General features: G+C 74.4%; 17 protein-coding genes. 11 read left to right on the forward strand and 6 right to left on the reverse strand.

Annotation, left to right across the window (positions count from 1 at the left end):
- Positions 1 to 24: 24 nt before the first annotated feature.
- The gene (locus KGD83_RS00590) at positions 25 to 696 is read left to right on the forward strand and encodes a hypothetical protein (protein WP_212642022.1); all 672 of its coding nucleotides are present in this window, start codon (positions 25 to 27) and stop codon (positions 694 to 696) included.
- Between the two features lie 85 nt (positions 697 to 781).
- Here the strand turns inward: KGD83_RS00590 and KGD83_RS00595 are convergent, their stop codons facing one another.
- Positions 782 to 1,087, reverse strand: coding sequence for a hypothetical protein (locus KGD83_RS00595; protein ID WP_212642023.1), 306 nt, complete (start codon positions 1,085 to 1,087; stop codon positions 782 to 784).
- Positions 1,088 to 1,155: 68 nt separating this feature from the next.
- On the reverse strand, positions 1,156 to 2,739 hold the full coding sequence (locus KGD83_RS00600) for a molybdopterin-dependent oxidoreductase (RefSeq protein WP_212642024.1): 1,584 nt from the start codon (positions 2,737 to 2,739) through the stop codon (positions 1,156 to 1,158).
- A gap of 134 nt (positions 2,740 to 2,873) precedes the next feature.
- Between KGD83_RS00600 and sigK the strand changes: the two genes are divergently transcribed.
- From sigK to KGD83_RS00625, 5 genes are all read left to right on the forward strand, one after another.
- Positions 2,874 to 3,479: an ECF RNA polymerase sigma factor SigK gene (sigK, locus tag KGD83_RS00605; RefSeq protein ID WP_212642025.1), complete on the forward strand. Its 606-nt coding sequence runs from the start codon at positions 2,874 to 2,876 to the stop codon at positions 3,477 to 3,479.
- Positions 3,476 to 4,201, forward strand: coding sequence for an anti-sigma factor (locus tag KGD83_RS00610; RefSeq protein WP_212642026.1), 726 nt, complete (start codon positions 3,476 to 3,478; stop codon positions 4,199 to 4,201). The genes sigK and KGD83_RS00610 overlap by 4 nt, the downstream gene beginning before the upstream one ends.
- A 375-nt stretch (positions 4,202 to 4,576) precedes the next feature.
- Entirely contained in the window at positions 4,577 to 6,217 is a 1,641-nt protein-coding gene (locus tag KGD83_RS00615; protein WP_212642027.1) for an AMP-binding protein, read from the forward strand.
- A gap of 295 nt (positions 6,218 to 6,512) precedes the next feature.
- Positions 6,513 to 7,007, forward strand: coding sequence for a MarR family winged helix-turn-helix transcriptional regulator (locus KGD83_RS00620; RefSeq protein ID WP_212642028.1), 495 nt, complete (start codon positions 6,513 to 6,515; stop codon positions 7,005 to 7,007).
- Between the two features lie 206 nt (positions 7,008 to 7,213).
- Positions 7,214 to 7,447, forward strand: a complete 234-nt coding sequence (locus KGD83_RS00625) for a hypothetical protein (RefSeq protein WP_212642029.1) — start codon at positions 7,214 to 7,216, stop codon at positions 7,445 to 7,447.
- A gap of 74 nt (positions 7,448 to 7,521) precedes the next feature.
- On the opposite strand, the gene KGD83_RS00630 is transcribed toward KGD83_RS00625, so the two are convergent.
- Positions 7,522 to 9,375 carry a PASTA domain-containing protein gene (locus KGD83_RS00630; RefSeq protein WP_212642030.1) on the reverse strand — a complete coding sequence of 618 codons (1,854 nt, stop codon included), beginning with the start codon at positions 9,373 to 9,375 and terminating at the stop codon, positions 7,522 to 7,524.
- A 120-nt stretch (positions 9,376 to 9,495) separates the two neighbouring features.
- Here KGD83_RS00630 and KGD83_RS00635 point away from each other — a divergent pair, with 120 nt between their 5' ends.
- Positions 9,496 to 10,458, forward strand: coding sequence for an ADP-ribosylglycohydrolase family protein (locus KGD83_RS00635; RefSeq protein ID WP_212642031.1), 963 nt, complete (start codon positions 9,496 to 9,498; stop codon positions 10,456 to 10,458).
- 78 nt (positions 10,459 to 10,536) lie between these two features.
- Positions 10,537 to 11,055, forward strand: a complete 519-nt coding sequence (locus tag KGD83_RS00640) for a YbaK/EbsC family protein (protein ID WP_212642032.1) — start codon at positions 10,537 to 10,539, stop codon at positions 11,053 to 11,055.
- Positions 11,056 to 11,260: 205 nt separating this feature from the next.
- Here the strand turns inward: KGD83_RS00640 and KGD83_RS00645 are convergent, their stop codons facing one another.
- Positions 11,261 to 12,358: a CU044_5270 family protein gene (locus tag KGD83_RS00645; protein WP_212642033.1), complete on the reverse strand. Its 1,098-nt coding sequence runs from the start codon at positions 12,356 to 12,358 to the stop codon at positions 11,261 to 11,263.
- Positions 12,355 to 12,948 carry an RNA polymerase sigma factor gene (locus KGD83_RS00650; RefSeq protein ID WP_212642034.1) on the reverse strand — a complete coding sequence of 198 codons (594 nt, stop codon included), beginning with the start codon at positions 12,946 to 12,948 and terminating at the stop codon, positions 12,355 to 12,357. Before KGD83_RS00650 ends, KGD83_RS00645 begins: the two co-directional genes overlap by 4 nt.
- 248 nt (positions 12,949 to 13,196) lie before the next feature.
- Between KGD83_RS00650 and paaZ the strand changes: the two genes are divergently transcribed.
- Positions 13,197 to 15,233, forward strand: coding sequence for a phenylacetic acid degradation bifunctional protein PaaZ (paaZ, locus tag KGD83_RS00655; protein WP_212642035.1), 2,037 nt, complete (start codon positions 13,197 to 13,199; stop codon positions 15,231 to 15,233).
- Between the two features lie 197 nt (positions 15,234 to 15,430).
- On the opposite strand, the gene KGD83_RS00660 is transcribed toward paaZ, so the two are convergent.
- Positions 15,431 to 16,462 carry an Lrp/AsnC family transcriptional regulator gene (locus KGD83_RS00660; protein WP_212644215.1) on the reverse strand — a complete coding sequence of 344 codons (1,032 nt, stop codon included), beginning with the start codon at positions 16,460 to 16,462 and terminating at the stop codon, positions 15,431 to 15,433.
- Positions 16,463 to 16,664: 202 nt separating this feature from the next.
- Between KGD83_RS00660 and KGD83_RS00665 the strand changes: the two genes are divergently transcribed.
- Both KGD83_RS00665 and KGD83_RS00670 read left to right on the forward strand, forming a co-directional pair.
- Complete coding sequence (locus KGD83_RS00665; protein WP_212644216.1) at positions 16,665 to 18,185, forward strand: AbgT family transporter; 1,521 nt, start codon at positions 16,665 to 16,667, stop codon at positions 18,183 to 18,185.
- Between the two features lie 59 nt (positions 18,186 to 18,244).
- Complete coding sequence (locus KGD83_RS00670) at positions 18,245 to 19,402, forward strand: M20 family metallopeptidase (protein ID WP_212642036.1); 1,158 nt, start codon at positions 18,245 to 18,247, stop codon at positions 19,400 to 19,402.
- Positions 19,403 to 19,542 lie beyond the last annotated feature (140 nt).

Genomic DNA, 19,542 nt, shown 5'->3' on the forward strand with positions numbered 1-19,542 from the left:
GGCCGTCACACACAAGGAGTACCCATGTCGGTTCCGCGACCGATATCCCCCGCCCGCGCCCTCCTGGCGACGGTCGCGGCGGGTGTCCTGGCCCTGGCCTGGGGCGGCAGCGCCTCCGCCCAGCAGGGTCCGACCACGGTGACGCCCGCCGGGGCGGCCTTCGAGGCCGCCCTGAGCGGCAGCGCCACCTTCACCGCCGGCGGCGTCGTGGTGACCTGCGACGCGTCGTCCACCTCTCCGGGCAACGGGAACAACCTGGTTCCCGCGGCTCCCGGCAACCACAACCCCGGCGGCGCGGTCTCCTCGACCATCAACGCCCCGGACTTCACGGACTGCTCGACCAACGTCCCCTTGGTGTCCGCGACGGTCACCGTGGCCGACCCCGTGTGGGAGATGACCATGCAGCACGGGTCGCCGACCGTCGGCACCATGGTGATCCCCGCCGGGGGCATCGTGGTGAACACGAGCGGCCTGGCCTCGTGCACCGCGACGGTCAGCCCTGACGCGCCCGCCGCCATCGGCGGCACGTGGACCAACGGTTCCCCCTCCTCGACCCTGGCCTTCGACACCGCGGCCCCGGTCGAGGTGACGGGCGGGTTCGGCTGCCCGACGAGCGCTACGGAGGCCCCCTTCGAGGCGGTCTACGAGGTGACCAACGCCGATGACCCGTCCTCGCCCATCACAGTGACCGGCTAGCTCCCACCGACCGTGGCAGCTGCCCGGGGCCGCCGCGCGGTGCGCGCGGCGGCCCCGCCGCGGGTGCGGGGGCGAAGGGAGCGCACTACATCCCCTCGTCCTCCATCTCCATGTCCTCCTCCATGGGCTCCTCGTCCATCTCGTCCATCTCGTCCATCTCGTCCATGGACTCCTCGGACATCCCCTCCTCCATGGGCTCCTCGTCCATCTCGCCCATCGGCTCCTCTGAGGCCCCGTCCTCCATGGGCTCCTCGGACGCCTCCTGGCTCTCCACGCCGTCGCCTTCCCCAGCGGCACCGTCGTTGCACGCCGCGAGACCGAACGCCGCGACGAGGCTCAGCGCCCCGGACGCGAGAAGCCGCTGGAGCCGTCCCCTGGTGATCGTGTGCATGTCGTTCCTCTCCTCGGTGATGGGTGGACCGGGCCGGTGCGGCCCGGAGTCTGCTGTGGCGGCCGGAGTCAGGCCACGGTCACGGTGACGGTGTGGTGTCCGGTCGCCCCGTCGGGAGCGACCGGCGCCCCGACGCGGGTCTGGGTGGCGCCGTCGCGGTCGGTGGCGCGGACCGAGATCCGGTGCTCGCCGGGTTCGGCGTCCCAGGCGAGGACCCACTGCCGCCACGTGTCGGCGGTGTCCTCCTCGGCGAGCCGGGCGGGGGTCCACGGGCCGTCGCCGACACGCACCTCGACCCGGTCGATGCCGGTGTGCTGGGCCCACGCCACCCCGGCGACCATGACGCGGCCGGGCCTCAGGCCGGCGCCGTCCCGGGGCGTGTCGACGCGGGACTGGGTCTTGACCGGGCCGCGCTCGGACCAGCCGCGGGGCACCCAGTAGGCGTCGAAGGCGTCGAACGTGGTCAGCTCGATGTCGGTGATCCACTTGCAGGCGGACACGTATCCGTACAGCCCGGGGACGACCATGCGGACGGGGAACCCGTGCTCGTAGGGGAGCGGGCGGCCGTTCATGCCGACGGCGAGCAGGGCGTCCCTGCCGTCCATGACGTCGGCGACGGGCGTACCGATGGTCATGCCGTCCTGCGAGCGCGCCACCAGTTGGTCGGCCGGGCCGCCGTCCGCGGGGGAGCGGACGCCCAGCTCGGCGAGCAGGGCTGCCAGCGGCACGCCGGTCCAGCGCGCGTTGCCGACGTAGGGTCCCCCGACCGGGTTGGACACGCAGGCCAGGGTGATGTCGCGTTCCCTGAGCCCGGGGTGGTCGAGCAGGTCGGTGTAGGTGAACACCCGTTCCCGTTCGACCCCGAGGCCGTGGACGCGCAGGGACCACGCGGCTGCGTCGAGGCGCGGTACCGACAGCGCGGTGTCGATCCGGTAGAAGTCCTCGTTGGGCGTGAAGAAGGGGGAGAGGCCGTCCAGCTCCAGTTCGGCGCCCTCCGGGAGCGGGGCCGCCCGGTCCGCCGGGCGCGGGAGCACCACGTCCGCGGGGGTGAGCCGGGCGGTGGGGGAGGACGCGGCCAGGAGGCGGGCGCCGGCTCCGGCACCGGCGGAGGCGGCGGCCGCGGCTCCGGCGAGCAGGGCGAACCGGCGCCGGTCGAATCCGGTACCGGCCGTCGGGTCGGCGGTGGGGTCGGCGGCGCTCGCCTCGGGGGTGGCGGCGTGGACCAGCCGGAGCAGGACTACGACGCAGACGGCGCCGCCCGCCAGGGTGGGCAGCGCGTCGAGCGGGCCGCTCGCGGGGCGGGTGAGCACGGCGGCCAGGCCCACGGCCGTGAAGGCGGCGACGCCGACCGGTCCGACGGCCCTGCGCCGTGCGCAGGCCGCGCCGAGTAGGGCGGCCGCCGCGGCCAGGAGGATGGCGGTCCCCAGGAGGAGGGCGGGTTTGTCCGCGGTGCCGAACGCGTCCACGGCGAACTGCTTCACGGGCGGCGGGGCCAGGTCGACGACCGCGTCCCCGACGGCCAGCAGGGGTGTGCTGGCGGGGAGGGACAGAGCCGCCGCGACGACCTCGGCCACGGCCAGCGCGGACGCGGCGGCCACGAGTCCGGCTAGCGCGGCCGGCCCCCGGCGGGTGCTGCGTGTGGTGTCGGGCATGCCCCCGGTTCGGTGCCGGTCCGGAGGAGGCGACGGCAATGTTCGTAACGGTTGCATAACGTGCGTCAGGCTGGAGTCGCCGGACCCCCTCCGGTGCCGAATGCGGGGGGAGGTCGGAGAAGAGGTGGTGGCCGATGGAGCGTACGGCCGAGTGGGACCGGGGAGAGCCCGGTCTCCCCGATGAAGCGGGGGGCGATCCCCTGGCGCGGCTCCTCCAGCAGACCGCGACGGGTGATCTCGCGGCCTTCGAGGGGGTCTACCGGGAGCTGTCGGGCCGGGTGTTCGGGATCGCCCGGCGGGTGGTGCTGGACGAGGCCCAAGCGGAGGAGGTCTGCCAGGAGGTGTTCCTGGAGGTCTGGCGGACCTGCTCCCGCTACGACCGGTCGAGGGGGAGCGCGGCCGCGTGGGTCCTGACCATCGCGCACCGGCGGGCCGTGGACCGGGTGCGCTCGGAGCAGGCGGCGTCGTCCCGGCTCGCCGCCGCCGGGCGCCGGGAGTCCGGGGCGACGTCCCCGGACGCGGTGCCCGACCAGGTCGAGCACCGTCTGGAGCGGGAGAGGGTGCGCAGGTGCCTGCACGGGCTCACCGAGGCCCAGCGCGAGGCGGTCCGGCTCACGTACTACACGGGATACACGCAGCGGCAGGCCGCCGACCTGTTGGAGGTTCCGTTGACCACGGTGAAGGGAAGGCTGCGCGACGGCCTGATCCGGTTGCGCGACTGCCTGGGGGTGGGCGCGTGAACGAGGCGGACGCGCACGGGCTGACGGCGGGGTACGCGGTCGACGCCCTGGAGCGCGAGGAGGCCGAGGCCGCGGAGCGGCACCTGGCGGAGTGCGAGGACTGCCGCCGCGACCTGGCGGACTTCCGGGAGACCGCGCTGCTCCTGGCCGCCGCCGAGACGCGGGAGCCGCGTCCGCGGGTGTGGGAGGCGATCCGCTCGGACGCCCTGCGGACCCGGCAGTTGCCGCCCGCCGCGCAGCGGCCCGCGGGAGCCCGGGTCGTGCCGCTGCGCGGTCGGGCCCGCTGGCTTCCGTGGACCCTGGCGGCGGCCTGCGCTCTGGTCGCGGTGGTGCTGGCGGGTTCCCTGGTGTCGGTGAGTCAGCGGCTGGAATCCCAGACCCGGCACGCGGCGGAACTGGAGGCGCTGCTCGCCGCCTCCGACACGAACATGCTGGAGGCTCCGCTCGGGGACGCGCGGGCGACGGTCTTCGCCTCCTACGAGAAGGACGCGGCGGTGCTGATGGTGGAGGGGCTGCCGTCGGCTCCGTCCGGGATGACCTACCGGATGTGGTGGGCGGACGAGGGCGGTGTGCGCCCCGCGGGAACGCTGGAGCCGTCGGCGGAGGGCAGGCACGCGGGGATGGCCGACGACATGGGGCACCCGGACGAGCTGCGCGTGTCGTTGGAGGCGGAGGCGGGGAGCACGGAGCCGACCGGTGAGCAGATGGTCATCGACATGTGAACCGGGCGGGTCCCGTACCCCTCCCTCGGGCCGGGGCCCGTGCGCGTCGGCCGGTGGACCGGGCGGGCCCCTCGGTCCTCGGGAACCGTGCGCGGCGGGCGACGCCGCTCGGGACGGGGAGGAACGCCGCCGGGCGTCCGGGGTTCGCGGGCGCCCGGCGAGCGCGGCGGCCCCGCCGCGGTGCCCGGGGGTTGCCGCGCACCCGTCCTTCGTGCGGGGGTGACAACCGCGCGCCGACGGGGACTCATCCGGGGACGGAGAAACGGCGGGGGTTCCTCGCCTACGGTCGCAGTACTTCCGGGGAGTCACGCGGCGAAGGCTCCCCGGTGAGGCGCGGAACGCTTCGCCCGTCCCCGTCGGCCCCTCGGAGACACCATGGCGCCCAACGCCGAAGGCCCGCCCGCCCCCTCCCGCACGCGACACGTCCTGGAAACGGTGCGGGTGCTCGTCCGCGCCGGTGTGCTCAGCCCGGGACGCCCCGACAGGGTCGCCCGCCAGCTCCGCGCGCTGCGCGTCTGGGGCGCCACGATCGCCGGGGGCTACGCCGCCGCGAACGAGCGCGTGCCCGACGCCGTCGCGGTCGTCGACGAGCGGGGTCCCACGACCTTCCGAGAGATGGACCTGCGCGGCCGCGAGCTGGCCCGGGACCTGCGTCGCGCGGGTGTGGGCGCGGGTGCGCGCGTGGGCGTGCTGTGCCGCAACCACAGCGGTTTCGTGCAGACGATGGTGGCCTGCGGGCGCCTGGGGGCCGACACCGTGCTGCTGAACACGGGGCTGTCGTCGGGTCAGCTGGCCGCGACCGTGCGGGACAACGGGGTGTCGGTGGTCGTCGCCGACGCCGAGTTCGAGGGGGTGTGCGCCGAGCTCGGTCCCGGTGTCGCGCGGGTGACGGCCTGGGGGGAGACCTCCGACGGGGGGTCGGGGCTGCCGTGGCGGGCGCGGGAGGTCTCGGAGGCCGATCCGGAGCCGCCGGAGCGTCCCGGTCGGCTGGTCGTGCTGACGTCGGGGACGACGGGCGCGCCCAAGGGGGCGCGGAGGCCCACTCCGAGGGGTCCGCAGGACGCGGCGTCGGTGCTGTCGCGTATCCCGCTGCGCTCCTCGGACCGCATCCTGGTGTCGGCGCCGATCTTCCACACGTGGGGGCTGGCGGGTGTGCAGCTGGGCATGTCGATGCGGGCGACGCTGGTGATGAGGCGGCTGTTCGAGCCGGAGGACGCGCTGCGCACGGTCCAGGAGGAGCGGTGCACGGCGCTGTTCGCGGTTCCGGTGATGCTGCGGCGGATCATGGACCTGCCCCGCTCCACGCGCGAGCGGTACGACACGTCGTCGCTGCGGATCGTGGCGTGCAGCGGCTCGGCGATGAGCCCGCAGCTGATCACGGGCTTCATGGACGCGTTCGGCGACGTGCTCTACAACCTGTACGGGTCGACCGAGGTGTCGTGGGCGACGATCGCGACGCCCGGGGAGATGCGGCTGTCTCCGACGACGGCGGGCCGTCCGCCCCTGGGGACGCGGATCGCGGTCCTGGACTCCGGCGGGGCGGAGGTGCCTCCGGGGACGGAGGGGTCGATCCACGTCGGCAACGACATGCTCTTCGACGGCTACACGGACGGTCGGAGCAGGAGGGTCGCGGACGGGTTGATGGAGACCGGCGACCGGGGTCACGTGGACGCGAACGGGCTGCTGCACGTGGCGGGGCGGGACGACGACATGATCGTCTCGGGCGGGGAGAACGTGTTTCCCCGGCCGGTGGAGGAGGCGATCGTGACGCTTCCCGAGGTGCGTGAGGTCGTGGTGACGGGTGTGCCCGACGAGGAGTTCGGGCAGCGGTTCGCGGCGTACGTGGTGCCGCACGAGGGCCGGGGAGTGGACCCGAACCGGGTGCGGATGCACGTGCGGCGGGTGCTCGGGCGGTTCTCGGTGCCGCGCGACGTGGTGGTCGTGGACGAGCTGCCGCGCAACGCCACGGGCAAGGTGGTCAAGCGCCTGCTGCCCCGCCGGGAGGATCGCGGATAGTCCGGGGGTTCCTCGTGCCCGCTCGGCCGGACGCGCGGGTGCGCGAACAGATACGGGGCGGGGGACACCGCGCCGCCGGCGTCCGCCGTGGGCGCACCGCCCTCGGTGGACTCGCGCCGTCCTCGCGCGGCGGCGCCCGTGCGACGGCGGGTGACGGCTGGGACTCCGGGACGCGGCGACGGCGCCCGGTCCGACCTGCGACGACCCCGTTCGGCGCGCATGGGGGACCCCGTACCACTTTTCTTTGTGCGCAAGGTAATTGCGGGCTTTGGAAATCGGGCGCGGGGTAACTACGATGGTGGCGATGGCCGACCGATCCCCCGCCCCCGCGGGCGGCTTCCCTCTTCCCGCAGTGGACGAGCAGATGTGCTTCGCCCTCTACGCGGCGTCGCGTGCGGTCACCAACCTGTACCGGCCGCTGCTCGAGCCGTTGGGGCTGACCTATCCCCAGTACCTGGTGATGATGCTGCTCTGGGAGCGCGGCGAGTGCTGGGTGAAGGACTTCGGTTCCGTGCTCCAACTGGACTACGGAACCCTCACGCCGCTGCTCAAGCGGCTGGAGGCCCGGGGACTGCTGGTCCGGGGACGCGATCCGCGGGACGAGCGCTCCGTCCTCGTCGTCCTCACGGAGGAGGGCCGGCGGCTCAGGGAGCGCGCCGAGGGGATCCCGGAGGCGATCGGAAGGGTCATCGACCTCCCCGAGGAGGAGTTCGAGGCCACCAGGCTGGCGCTGCGCCGCCTGACCGCGAACGTCCTCGCGGGACAGGCCCGGCTGCCCGAGGGCGGCTGAGGCGCCACGGACTCCGTCCGCCGCGTCCGCCGTCGGGGGACGACGGACGGCAGCGGCGGGCGGCGGGGACGGACACCACGGGGGTCGTGTCCGTCCCCGGAGCACGGGCGGGTCGCGGTCGCGGCCCGCCCGTCTCCGTTGTCGGCCCGGGGGAGTGTCCGCCGTTCCACCCGAGGGAGGACCGCCGCCGGGCTAGGGTTGGGGACATGTCGATCTGGGCGTCAGACAACCGCAGCGGTCAGGTCCGTGAGGCCCTGACCATGCTCCTGTCCCAGGGAGTGATTGACGACTTCCGCATCCGGCCGGACGAGGAGTTCCCCTTCCGGGTGACCGTTCCGGCCGGGGTGGTCCCGATGACCGAGCACCAGGCCGCGCACTTCGCCCTGGGCGCGGCGGTGAGCCACTTCGGGCGACTGGCGCGCGGCGGGGGCGGGGCCTGACGGGCTCCGGGCGCGTGCTCCCGGTGGCACGGTGGGCGACGTGGTAACGCCCCGGCACGGGGCGGCGGCGCGCCTCAGCAGGAGCCCTTGTCCTCCCACACGCCCCACAGGTCGCTGCTCGGCGGGTAGCCCTGGATCCACCAGCGCGCCTCGTACTCGCGGCCCTCGTGCTGGACGCGGTCGCCGGTGTCGTACACGGTGCCCTCGTTCCACTGGGGGGCGTCGCAGGAGCCGCCGCCGTCGCCGCGTCCGCGGTCGTCGTCATCCCCCCGGCCGCCCCAGCCGTCCTGTCCGCCCCGGCCGCTCTGCTCCTCCTCGTCGGCGCGGGGGTCGTCCTCGTCGGAGGGGGACGCCTCCTCCCCGGACTCCTCCTCTTCCTCCTCCGGCTCCGGTCCGAGGGAGACGGTGAGGGAGACGGCGGCCTCCTCCGGCAGGATCGTGCCGGGTTCGGGGGTCTGCCCGCTGACCTCGCCGACGGGCGCGGTGTCGTGGTGCTCCTCGGTGACCTGTACGACCAGGCCGAGCCCGGCCAGGGCGGTCGCGGCCTCCTCCCGGCCCATACCGATCAGCGCGGGCACGATGACGCCCTCGCTCACGCTGAGCACGACCGGCTCCTCGCGGTCGCCCTCCTCGCCCGCCGCGGGCTCGGTGGACAGGACGGTGCCCGGGGGCTGGTCGGGGGAGTGCTCCTGGACGATCTCGATACCGGTGAACCCGGCTTGGCGCAGGGTCTCGCGCGCCTCGTTCTCGGTGCCGCCGACCACGTCGGGGACCTCGGAGTGCCGCGGCCCGGTGGAGACGTGCAGCAGGACCTCGGCTCCCCGCGCCACGTCGCTGCCGGGCGCGGGCGTGCTGTCGGCGACCGCCCCGGCGCCGACGGTGTCGCTGTAGGCGTCCTCGAAGCGCACGGCCAGGTCCATGCCCAGCCCGGTCAGCCGCTCCTCGGCCTGCTCGCTGGAGGCGCCCACGAGGTCGGGCAGCGCGACGCGGTCTTCCGGGGCCAGCGCCCACCCGGCCGCGAACAGGACCAGCGCCAGCACGCCCGCGGTGACCAGCACGGGGACGCGCCGCCACAGCGGGACCGGCGCGGCGCGCTCCTCCCCGCGCTCCGGCGGGGCGTCGGTGATCACGGGGATGGGCCGGGTGTCGACGTCGGCGGTGTCCACCGGGGCCCCGGGCAGCGACCGCAGCACCTGTTCGACCACGGTGAGGTACTGTCCCGCGTCGCGCGGGCGGTAGCGCGGGTTGGGGTCGGTGGCGTTGGCGACCAGCATGTCCAGGTCGGACGGCAGGCCGGGGATGACGGCCGAGGGCCGCAGCGGATGTGCCTCCGGGTCCGCGGGCACGCCGGTCAGGAGCGTGTACAGGAGCCGCCCGACGGCGTGCACGTCGGTAGGGGTCTCGGGACCGGCGTCCTCCTCCGCGTCGAAGAGCAGGGGGAAACCGGTGACCCGCACGCCTCCCGCACCGTCCACCACGACCGTGCGGGGGTCGAGCGCGCCGTGCACGACGCCCGCGCCGTGGGCGGCGTCGAGCGCGGTGAGCGTCCCGGCCACGATGGCCAGTGCCGCCTGCACCGGGTAGCGCAGCCCGCCGCCGCCCTCGTCCAGCGCCTCCGCGAGGGTGTGCCCCGGCAGGTACTCGCCGACCGCGTACACGTGGTCGCCGTCGCGGCCGTGGCCCAGGACCCGGGCGATCCCCGGGTGGGACAGGCCCTCCAGGGTCTGGGCACGGTCCAGGAACGCGTGCACGGCGCCGTGGTCGCCCATCAGCCAGGGGTGCAGCACGGTGACCGTGACGGTCTGGTCGCCGCCGAGGTCGTGCGCGACGTGGACGGTTCCCGAGGCGCCGCTGCGCAGCCGCTTCCCGAGGATGTAGCGCTCGTGCAGCGTAATGCCGAAGAGGGGATCGGGAGTGGGGGTCTCCATGGGACGGATTCTATGTCCCCGTACCCTCCCCAACCCCCCGTTCCCGGCCCTTTGCGGACATGCGCCGAACAGTAGGGTCGACTCGCAGCACCCCTGGTACCGAAACGTTGTGAGGCCCCTGTGAACCTCCCCTCCCCCGGAACCCGCGAGGACCGCGCGGTCGGCGTCCTGCTCGGCGCGGCGTGCGGCGACGCCCTGGGCGTTCCCTACGAGTTCGGTCCGCCGCTCACCGAGGACAGGGTCCCCGAGATGGTCGGCGGCGGCCTGGGCCCCTACGCCCCGGGCGAGTACTCCGACGACACCCAGATGGCCGTGTGCATCGCCGAGGCCCTGCGCGAGCACCGCGACCCGCTGTCCGCGGAGGCGCTGCGGCACACCGCGGACGCCTTCCTGCGCTGGAGGAACGAGGGCGCCACCGACATCGGCAACCAGACGGCGTGGGTGATGAAACGCGCCGGGCACGCCTACCGGCGTCCGGAGGTGGCCGAGGTGATGGAGCGGGTGGCGGCGGAGCGCTTCGCCGAGGGGGTGCCGAGCGCGGGCAACGGGTCGCTCATGCGCACGGGACCGCTGGCCCTGGCCTACCCGGACGACCCGCGGGGCCTGGCCGCTGCGGCCGACCGCTACAGCCGCCTCACCCACGGAGACCCGCTGGCCTCCGAGGCCTGCGTGCTGTGGTGCGAGGGGATCCGGCACGCGGTCGCGCACGGCGACCTGGCGGGTGTGCGCGCGGGTCTGGATCTGCTGCCGCCCGAGCGGCGCGGCGAGTGGGCGGCGCGGCTGGACGAGGCCGAGGAGCGCCCGCCGCGGGCCTTCAGCCCCAACGGGTTCGTGGTCACCGCCCTCCAGGCGGCGTGGTCGGCCGTGGTGCGCGACCCGGACGGGTTCGCCCCGGCGCTGCGGGCCGCCGTGCGCGCGGGCGACGACACCGACACCGTGGCCGCGATAGCCGGGGCGCTGCTCGGCGCCCGGTGGGGCGCGGGCGCGATCCCGGGGGAGTACCTGGAGGCGGTGCACGGGTGGCCCGGCTACCGGGCCGCAGACCTGGCCGACCTGGCGCTGGGGATCGCCGGGCGCCGCTGAGGCGGCGGTTAGCCTGGCGGTGTCCCCTCGTCGGAGGACCCCCTCCGAACGACCTTCACGACGACATCGAGGTGTGCCATGTCCGGTGGACTGAACTGGGTACGTGCGGACGAGCACCCGGAGCTGCTGGCCGACCCGGTCCTGGCCGCGGTGCGCGGCCGTGAGGACGCGCGTGTGGCGCCCATCGACCCGGAGCTCGCGGACACGGCGCAGTTCTGCGAACGGTACGGGATGCCCCTGGCCACCAGCGCGAACTGCGTGGTGGTCGCGGCCAGGCGCGGCGGCGAGGTGTCCTACGCGGCGTGCATGGTGCCGGCCACCCAGCGCGCCGACGTCAACGGGATCGTCCGCCGCCGCCTCGGCGCCCGCAAGATCTCGTTCGCGCCGATGGACGAGGCCACCGGGCTGACCGGGATGGAGTACGGCGGCATCACGCCGCTCGGCCTGCCGGAGGGGTGGCCGGTCCTGGTGGACGAGGCGGTCGCCGCCGAGGCCGAGGTCGTGGTGGGCAGCGGGGTGCGCCGCTCCAAGCTGCTGGTGCCCGGCAAGCTGCTCGCGGACCTGCCGGGCGCCGAGGTCCTGGCGCTGACCAGGTAGGGGAGCGGCCACGCGGCCGGGCGGGACGCCCGGCCGCGTGTCGACACGTCCACCTGCGGACTCGTCGCCATGCGGGTACGAATGTCGACAAATCGATGTGTGGTTTCGGCGTGCTCCGCCCCGGTTGCGGCTGGTTCCGAGCTGGTACCGAGCGGTGTGCTCCCGGCGCGGGGACCGGTGCCGGTCCCCGCGCCGGGAGCGCCGGTCAGGGGGCGGCGCCGACCTCAGCCACCCAGGCGGTCTCCACCAGCACGGTGTAGTTGTTCACCCTCGGCAGCCCCTCCTCCCCGGGCGACTCCACGGCGACCGTCTCGTGGTAGAGCGGCGCGCCCGTGTCGGCGTCGAACATGATCCTGCGCTCCAGGACGCTGCCGTCCCCGGCGTCCTCCTCGACCAGGAACAGCTCGCCCTCGCGCCCTTCGCGGTCCCTGGCCGTACCCGCGTACCGCACGTCCTCCTGCCCGGCGAGCGCGCGCAGCGCGGCGGCCTGCACGTCGGGGCCGACCGGGGCCTCCTCGTACAGCAGCTGGAGGGCGTACACGAGCCCGACCGCGGGGGAGGGGTCCCGCGTGGCCCCGGAGGCCTGGCCGCCGACCGCCAGGAGCTGCTCCGCGAGCTGGTCCGGGTCCGCGGAGAGGCTGGCGGGCTCCAAGGTGAAGAACATGCCGTTCCCGCCCTCGCCGCCGCCCCACTCGAACTCCTGGGGCCCGCTCTCGAAGAGCCACCGGAGCGGGGCGGGGTCGCCGCCCCCGTGCTCGGGGAGGCTCGGCGTGGAGACGCTGCGCCCGGACCGGTGCGGGGTGCGCCAGACCTGCTCGTCCGTCGGCAGGACGCCCCAGCCCGCCTCGCCGGTGTCGGCGTCCTGGGAGTAGGTGAGAGTCCACTCCGCGGTGTGCGCGTAGGCGACTTCTCCCCCGACTGGCGGAGGGGGCTGCTCCCCGGCGGCCTCCGCCAGGGCGAGGAGGTGCTCGCGGCCCGCGGGCGCGTCGGCGGCCTGGGGAACCTCCAGCGGCGCGGGGGGCGGACCGGCGTACGCGGGCTGGACGGAGTTCCAGCCCAGGGCCCCGAGCACGGCCACGGCGGTGAGCGCGGCGGCGGCGCCCAGCGCCAGGCGCGGGACGGTGCGCCGGGGGTTCAGGCCGCGGGCCCGGAGGCGGTCGCCCGAGGCGATCGCTTCGATCCGGGCGAGGTCGCGGGCCGCGGGGCCGGGCCGGACGGAGGCCGCGGGGTCGTGCGCGGCGAGCATCCCGCGCACGGCTTCGGTGTCGCCGCGCGAGCCGCGGTCGGCGGGGTTGCGGTTCACTTCTCCTCCAGGGGAACTCGGACGTGCGCGGGGCCCGGCGTCGCCGGACCGGGTGGGGGCCGGTCCGGGCAGGCCGGGGGCGAGGAGTCCAGGAAGCGCTCGATCCGGCGGCGGGCCCGGTGCAGGCGCACGCGCACGGTCGCGGTGGTGCAGCCCAGGGCCCGGGCCGCCTCGGCCGGTTCCAGGCCCTCCCAGGCCAGGAGCATCACCAGTTCGCGGTCGGTGGCGCTGAGCCGGTCCAGGGCGCGCAGCGCGGCGTCGCGCTCCTCCACCTGGCGGACGGTGTCGGCCGTGCCGGGGACGTCCGCGGAGGCACGGGCGCTGAGCACCTCGCCTCGGCGGCGCTCGCCGCGCAGCCGGGTCCGGATGACGTTGCGCGCCACCCCGTAGAGCCAGGGCAGGGGCTGGTCCTTGGGCAGGCGGTCGTACCTGCGCCAGGCGACGCCGAAGGTCTCGGCGGCGACGTCGTCCGCGCGGTCCGGGCCCAGGCGGCGCACGGCGTACCGGTACACGTCGCCGTGGTAGCGCTCGAAGAACCGGGTGAACCCGCTCTTCGCGGGTTCGCCCGCGTCCGTGTCCTCACTGCTCATCGACTTCCCTCCGTGCGGTCCCACCCCCTTCTGTCCGGTGGGGCCCCCGTGTTACAGCGTCGGGCCGGGGTTTGCGCACGGGCGCGCGGGTTCTCCCGCCGGGGGTCCTGGCAGCCCTCCGCGCGGACCTGTGGACAACGGGGGAAAGGGCAGGTGGGAGGCGGCGCGGTTCCCCCGTGACTATTTACTGACCGATCGGTCTGTAATACTGTTCGTCAGAGAGCACAGCCCGAGGAGAGGACCGTCCGGTGCCCGAAACACTCCAGAGCTACGCGCGGGGAACATGGTTCACCCCCGCGGACGGGGGCGCGCCCCTGGCCGACGCGAACACCGGGGAGACAGTCGCCCGGATCTCGTCCGTAGGCCCCGACGTCGCGGGGATGGTCGACCACGCGCGGACCGTCGGCGGCCCCGCGCTGCGCGCGCTCACCTTCCACCAGCGCGCGAACATCCTCAAGGAGGTCGCCAAGCACCTGACGGGGCACAAGGAGGAGTTCTACGCCCTCTCCCACCGGACCGGTGCGACCGCCCGGGACACCGCCGTGGACGTGGACGGCGGTTTCGGCACGCTCTTCAGCTTCTCCAGCAAGGGCCGCCGCGAGCTGCCCAACTCCACCGTCATCCTGGACGGGCCCCTGGAGCCGCTCGGCGGACAGGGCACGTTCGTGGGCCAGCACGTGTACACGTCCCGCCCGGGCGTGGCCGTGCAGATCAACGCCTTCAACTTCCCGGTGTGGGGCATGCTGGAGAAGCTCGCCCCCGCCTTCCTCGCGGGGATGCCCAGCATCGTCAAGCCCGCCGGGCAGACCGCCTACCTCACCGTCGCGGTCGTGCGGCGCATGGTCGAGTCGGGTCTGCTGCCCGAGGGCTCCCTCCAGCTCCTCGTCGGCAGCCACCGGGGCCTGCTCGACGCCCTGGGCCCGCAGGACGTCGTGGGCTTCACGGGGTCCGCCGCCACCGGCGCCATCCTGCGCAACCACCCCAACGTGGTCAGCGGAGGCGTGCAGCTCAACGTCGAGGCCGACTCCCTCAACTGCTCGATCCTCGGCCCGGACGTGACCGAGGAGGACCCCGAGTTCGACCTCTACGTCAAACAGGTCGTCACCGAGATGACGGTCAAGGCCGGACAGAAGTGCACCGCCATCCGCCGCGTCATCGTGCCCGCGGCGATGGCGGAGGCCGTCACCGGGGCCCTGACCGAACGACTGGCCAAGGTGGTGGTCGGCGCGGCCGACCACCCGGACACGCGGATGGGCGCCCTGGTCTCGCTCGACCAGCGCGAGGAGGTCCGCAAGGCGGTCAAGGCCCTGCGCGCCACCAGCGAGGTCGTCTACGGCGATCCGGAGAGCGTGGAGGTCGCCGGGGCTGACGACGAGGCGGGCGCGTTCATGTCCCCGATCCTGCTGCGCGCCGAGCCCGGCGCGCGGGAGCCGCACGAGGTGGAGGCCTTCGGTCCCGTCAGCACCGTGATCACCTACGACGGCGTCGCCGAGGCCGTGGAGCTCGCGGCCCGGGGGAGCGGGAGCCTGGTGGGGTCGCTCGTCACCCGCGACCCCGACGTTGCGCGCGAGGTCGTCCTGGGACTGGCGCCCTGGCACGGGCGCATCCTGGTGCTCAACCGCGACGACGCCAAGGAGTCCACCGGCCACGGCTCCCCGCTGCCCGTGCTGGTGCACGGCGGCCCCGGCCGAGCGGGCGGCGGCGAGGAGATGGGCGGCGTGCGCGGCGTCAAGCACCACATGCAGCGCACCGCGGTGCAGGCCCCGCCGGACATGGTCACCGCGATCACCGGCCACTGGACCACCGGCTCCGAGCGGACCGTGGGCGACGTGCACCCGTTCCGCAAGGACCTGTCGCAGCTGCGGATCGGCGACACGATCCGGTCGGCGGAGCGCACCGTCACCCGGGCCGACATCGACCACTTCGCCGAGTTCACCGGCGACACGTTCTACGCGCACACCGACGAGGAGGCCGCCGCCGCCAACCCGCTGTTCGGCGGGATCGTGGCGCACGGCTACCTGGTGGTGTCGCTGGCGGCGGGCCTGTTCGTGGACCCGGCCCCGGGCCCGGTGCTCGCCAACTTCGGCGTGGACAACCTGCGCTTCCTCACCCCCGTGAAGGAGGACGCCACGATCCGGGTGACGCTGACCGCCAAGCAGATCACTCCGCGCACGAACGCCGACTACGGCGAGGTGCGCTGGGACGCCCTGGTCACCGACCAGGACGGCGAGGCCGTGGCCACCTACGACGTACTCACGCTGGTCGCCAAGGGCGAGGAGGGGTAGGCGCGTCGGTTCTCCCGCTCACGGACGAGTCCGCGAGCGGGAGAACCGACGAGTGGACGGGTCGCCGAACAGGCATGTCGTCAAACCGACACGTCGTGTCGCCGGGCGGCACGGCGGCGAACGGCCACGACGGCGAAAGGACGCGACGGCCCGCCGACAGACGGTGCCCCCGGCGGTGGCGCGGCCGGGGGCTCCGCTCACCCCCCGGCGGACGGCTCCCCGTCCAGCAGCGCCGACGGGCCGGGCGGCCCGAGCCGCACCCCCTCGCGCGCCGTCCAGTAGCGGCGCAGCACGTCCAGCACCACCGAGACCCGCAGGCCCGTGATGCCCGAGAGGCGCCCCAGGTCCGCGGAGAGGAAACCGGCCAACTCCGCCTCGTCGCGGAACACCGCGTGGTGGATGACGGACGAGGTCCCGGCCACGACCGAGACGTAGCGCGCGGAGGGGTGCGCCCCCAGCGCGTCGGCGACGCCGCCGATCTCGCGCGGGCTGACCTCCAGGGCCAGCACCGCCTCCACGCCCATGCCCAGCAGGGCGGGTTCCACCTCCACCCGGGGACGCACCATGCGGCGCTCCAGCACGGACTGGACGAGGCGGTAGGCCGTGGACTGGCTGACCCCGAGCGCGCGGGCGACCTCTCCCGAACCGGCGCGCGCGTCGCGGTGCAGCATCCGCACCACGAGCGCCTCCTGCGCGCCGAGCGGGCCGCGGGGCTGCTCCGCCGCCCCGTTCTCCCCCGTGTCGGTGTAGGGCTCCAGCGCCCGGGACCGCGCGGGGCCGAGCCGGTCCAGCCGCCAGGAGTCGGCCCGGCTCACCGCGCGCAGGACCAGGTCGGACCGTGTGGCCGCCACGCCCTCCACCGAGGGGATCCCGTCGGCGAGCAGGTCCGCCGCCCGGTCGCGGCGGAAGGGGTGGACGACGCAGTAGACGTCGGACCCGCCGCTGGTCACGGCCGTGAACTGCGTCTCGGGCCGCTCCGCCAGGCGGCGGGCCACCCGCCGCGAGTGGCCGGGGGCGGTGGTGATCCACACGTGGTGCGGGTGGGCGTCGGAGAGCAGCGGCCAGTCCACCTGGCCGACCACGCGCACGGACCGCTCGGCCTGGAGGCGCTGGAGCCGCCGCCCCACGGTGCTCGCCGAACTCCCCACCGCCTCGGCCAGGGCGCTGACCGGCGCACGGGGCGCCAGCTGGAGGGCGGCGACCAAGTCCATGTCGAGTTCGTCCAGCACCGCTTCCGCCTTCGCCAAGACCGCTGTCACCAAATATGCCGCATGAGATGAATGATTCCACCACTTTATCGCTGGTGGTTGACATATCCATCCACCACACATGCAATGTACTGGTCAACGCAGCGAGGGAGGGGCGCCAGCCCGCCCGGACGTCAGGGGAGCACGGGTGACCACGACCGATTCCACACGCCCCAGGCTGCCGATGCGGCTGCTCCTGGGCTCCCTCCAGGTGATCGAACGGGTGGGCAACAAGCTGCCCCACCCGTTCTGGCTGTTCACGATCATGGCCGGGATAGTCGTCGCGCTCAGCGCCCTGCTCAACGCGCTGGGCGTCTCCGCGGTCTCACCGGTGGACGGCGAGCGCATCGCGGTCCGCAGCCTGCTCTCGCCCGAGGGCGTGCAGACCATCGTCGGCGACGCGATCGACAACTTCGCGACCTTCCCGCCGCTGGCGATCATCATCGTCGTCATGCTCGGTGTCTCGGTGGCCGAACGCAGCGGCCTGCTCAACGCGATGCTGCGCGGCAGCGTCACCAGGGTCCCGGCCCGGTGGCTGACCTTCGCCGTGGCGCTGACCGGCATCACCGGCAGCGTCGCCTCCGACGCCGCCTACGTCGTGCTCATCCCGCTGGGCGCACTGCTCTTCAAGGCCGCGGGGCGAAGCCCCGTCCTGGGCCTGGTCGTGGCCTTCGCCTCCGTCTCCGCCGGGTACAACGCGTCCCTGCTCATCACGCCCACCGACGCGCTCCTGGCCGCCCTGAGCACCGAGGCGGCCTCGATCATCGACCCCGGCTACACGGTCACCGCGCTGGACAACTACTTCTTCAGCGTCGTCTCCGCCGTCGTGCTCGCCGTCCTGATCACCCTCGTCACCGAGTTCCTGCTGAGCAGGCGTTCCGAGGGCCTGGCCGAGGACGGCGACGGCGAGGGGGACCGGGAGGCGCAGGAGCTGGGATCGATGAACCTCACCGACGCCGAGCGCCGGGGGCTGCGCAACGCGGGGCTGTCCGTGCTGGCGGCCGTGGCGGTCCTCGCGGCGGCGCTCGTGCCCCCGGCCTCGCCCCTGCGCGGGGAGGACGGAACGGTCCTCGGTTCGCCGATCATCACCGGGGTCGCCTACGTGCTGGGCGTCCTGTTCCTGCTCGCCGGAGTCGTGTACGGGCGCGCCACGGGCACCGTTGCCTCGGCGCGGGACGTCCCCGAGGCGATGACCGCGGGAGTGCGGGACCTGGCGCCGGTGGTCGTGCTGTTCTTCGCGGCCTCGCAGTTCCTCGCCTACTTCCGCTGGACCGGGATCGGCGAGGTCGTGGCCGTCCGCGGCGCCGCGCTGCTGGACTCGGCGGGGGTGCACCCCCTGGCGCTCTTCCTCGGCATGATCGTGTTCTCCACGGTGCTGAACCTGCTCATCACCAGCGGTTCGGCGCAGTGGGCCCTCATCGCGCCGGTCTTCGTGCCCATGTTCATGCTCTTGGACGTGCCGCCCGAGACGACCCAGGCCGTCTACCGCATCGCCGACTCCAGCACCAACGTCATCAGCCCGATGAGCCCGTACTTCGTCATGGCGCTGGGCTTCCTCCAGCGCTACCGCAGGGACGCGGGCATCGGCACGCTGATCTCCCTGACGCTGCCGCTGTGCCTCACCGTCCTGGTCGGCTGGACCCTGCTGTTCCTGGGCTGGTGGACGCTCGGCATCCCGCTTGGACCGGGTGTCCCGGTGCGCTGACCGCGTCCCTCCCCGCCCCGCGCGGGATCCCCTGCACACCGCAACGAAGAGAGTGACAGATGAGCCAGACGGTGACCGCGAGACTGGCGGACGCGGCCGAGCGCGCCCTGCCCGGCATGATCGACGACCTGCGCGCCCTCGTGGAGCTGGAGACCCCCAGCGGCGACAGGGACCTGCTGTCCGCCGGACTGGACGGCATCGAGGGGTGGCTGGCCCGGCGGCTGGGCGCGCCCGAGACCCGGGTCCGCTACGACGGCGGCTCCTTCGGCGACGTGCTGGAGGTGTCCTACCCCGGCACCGGTGCGGGGACCGTGCTCTTCGTCAGCCACTACGACACCGTCTGGCCCGCCGGAACCCTGGCCGAGTGGCCGGTGACGGTCGAGGGCGACCGGTTCAGCGGCCCCGGCTGCTTCGACATGAAGGCCGGGATCGTGCAGAGCGCCTGGGCTCTGCGGCTCCTGCGCGAACTGGACCTGCCCCGGCCCACCGTGCGGATGCTGCTCACCGGGGACGAGGAGATCGGCAGCCCCGCGTCGCGCCCGCACATCGAGCGGGCCAGCGAGGGCGTGGACCTGACCCTGGTCCTCGAACCCAGCCGGGAGGGCATGCCCAAGACCCGGCGCAAGGGCATGGGGATCTTCGACGTGGACGTGCGCGGCGTGGAGTCCCACGCGGGCCTGGACCCCGCGGCCGGGGCGAGCGCCGTGCACGCCCTGGCCCAGGTCGTGCCCGCGCTCACCGCCCTGTCCGCGCCGGAGGCGGGCACCACGGTGAACGTGGGCCTGGTCTCCGGGGGGACCGGGTACAACGTCGTCGCCGGGCACGCACGCTGCGGGGTGGACGTGCGGGTGCAGGACCCCGCCGAGATGGCCCGCGTGGACACCGGGCTGGCCGCGCTCGCCGCCGCCGACCCGCGCGTGGCGGTCGAGGTCACGGGCGGGTGGAACCGTCCTCCGATGAACCCCAACCCGCCCTCGGAGAAGGCGTTCGGTCTGCTGCGCGAAGTGGCCGGGGAGCTGGGCGCGTCCCTGGAGGAGGTCTCGGTGGGCGGGGCCAGCGACGCCAACTTCGTCTCCGCGCTGGGACGCCCGGTGCTCGACGGACTGGGCGCGGTGGGCGCCGGTCCGCACTCGCGCGACGAGCACGTCCTGGTCGGCGGGACGCCGCACCAGGTCGCCCTGGTTGCGGGCCTCATGGCGCGGATCGCTGGCAGGTAGGGAGGCAGCGCCCGGCCCCGCCCGGGACGACGTGTGGACGGGTCGCCATGGGGATGAGTCGCCATGGGGATGAGTCGTCATGGCGACGAGTCGACACGCGGCGCCCCGACGAGCGCGGGGCCGACCGCTCCGGCGCCGAC

Source organism: Nocardiopsis akebiae (assembly GCF_018316795.1).
GTDB lineage: Bacteria > Actinomycetota > Actinomycetes > Streptosporangiales > Streptosporangiaceae > Nocardiopsis > Nocardiopsis dassonvillei.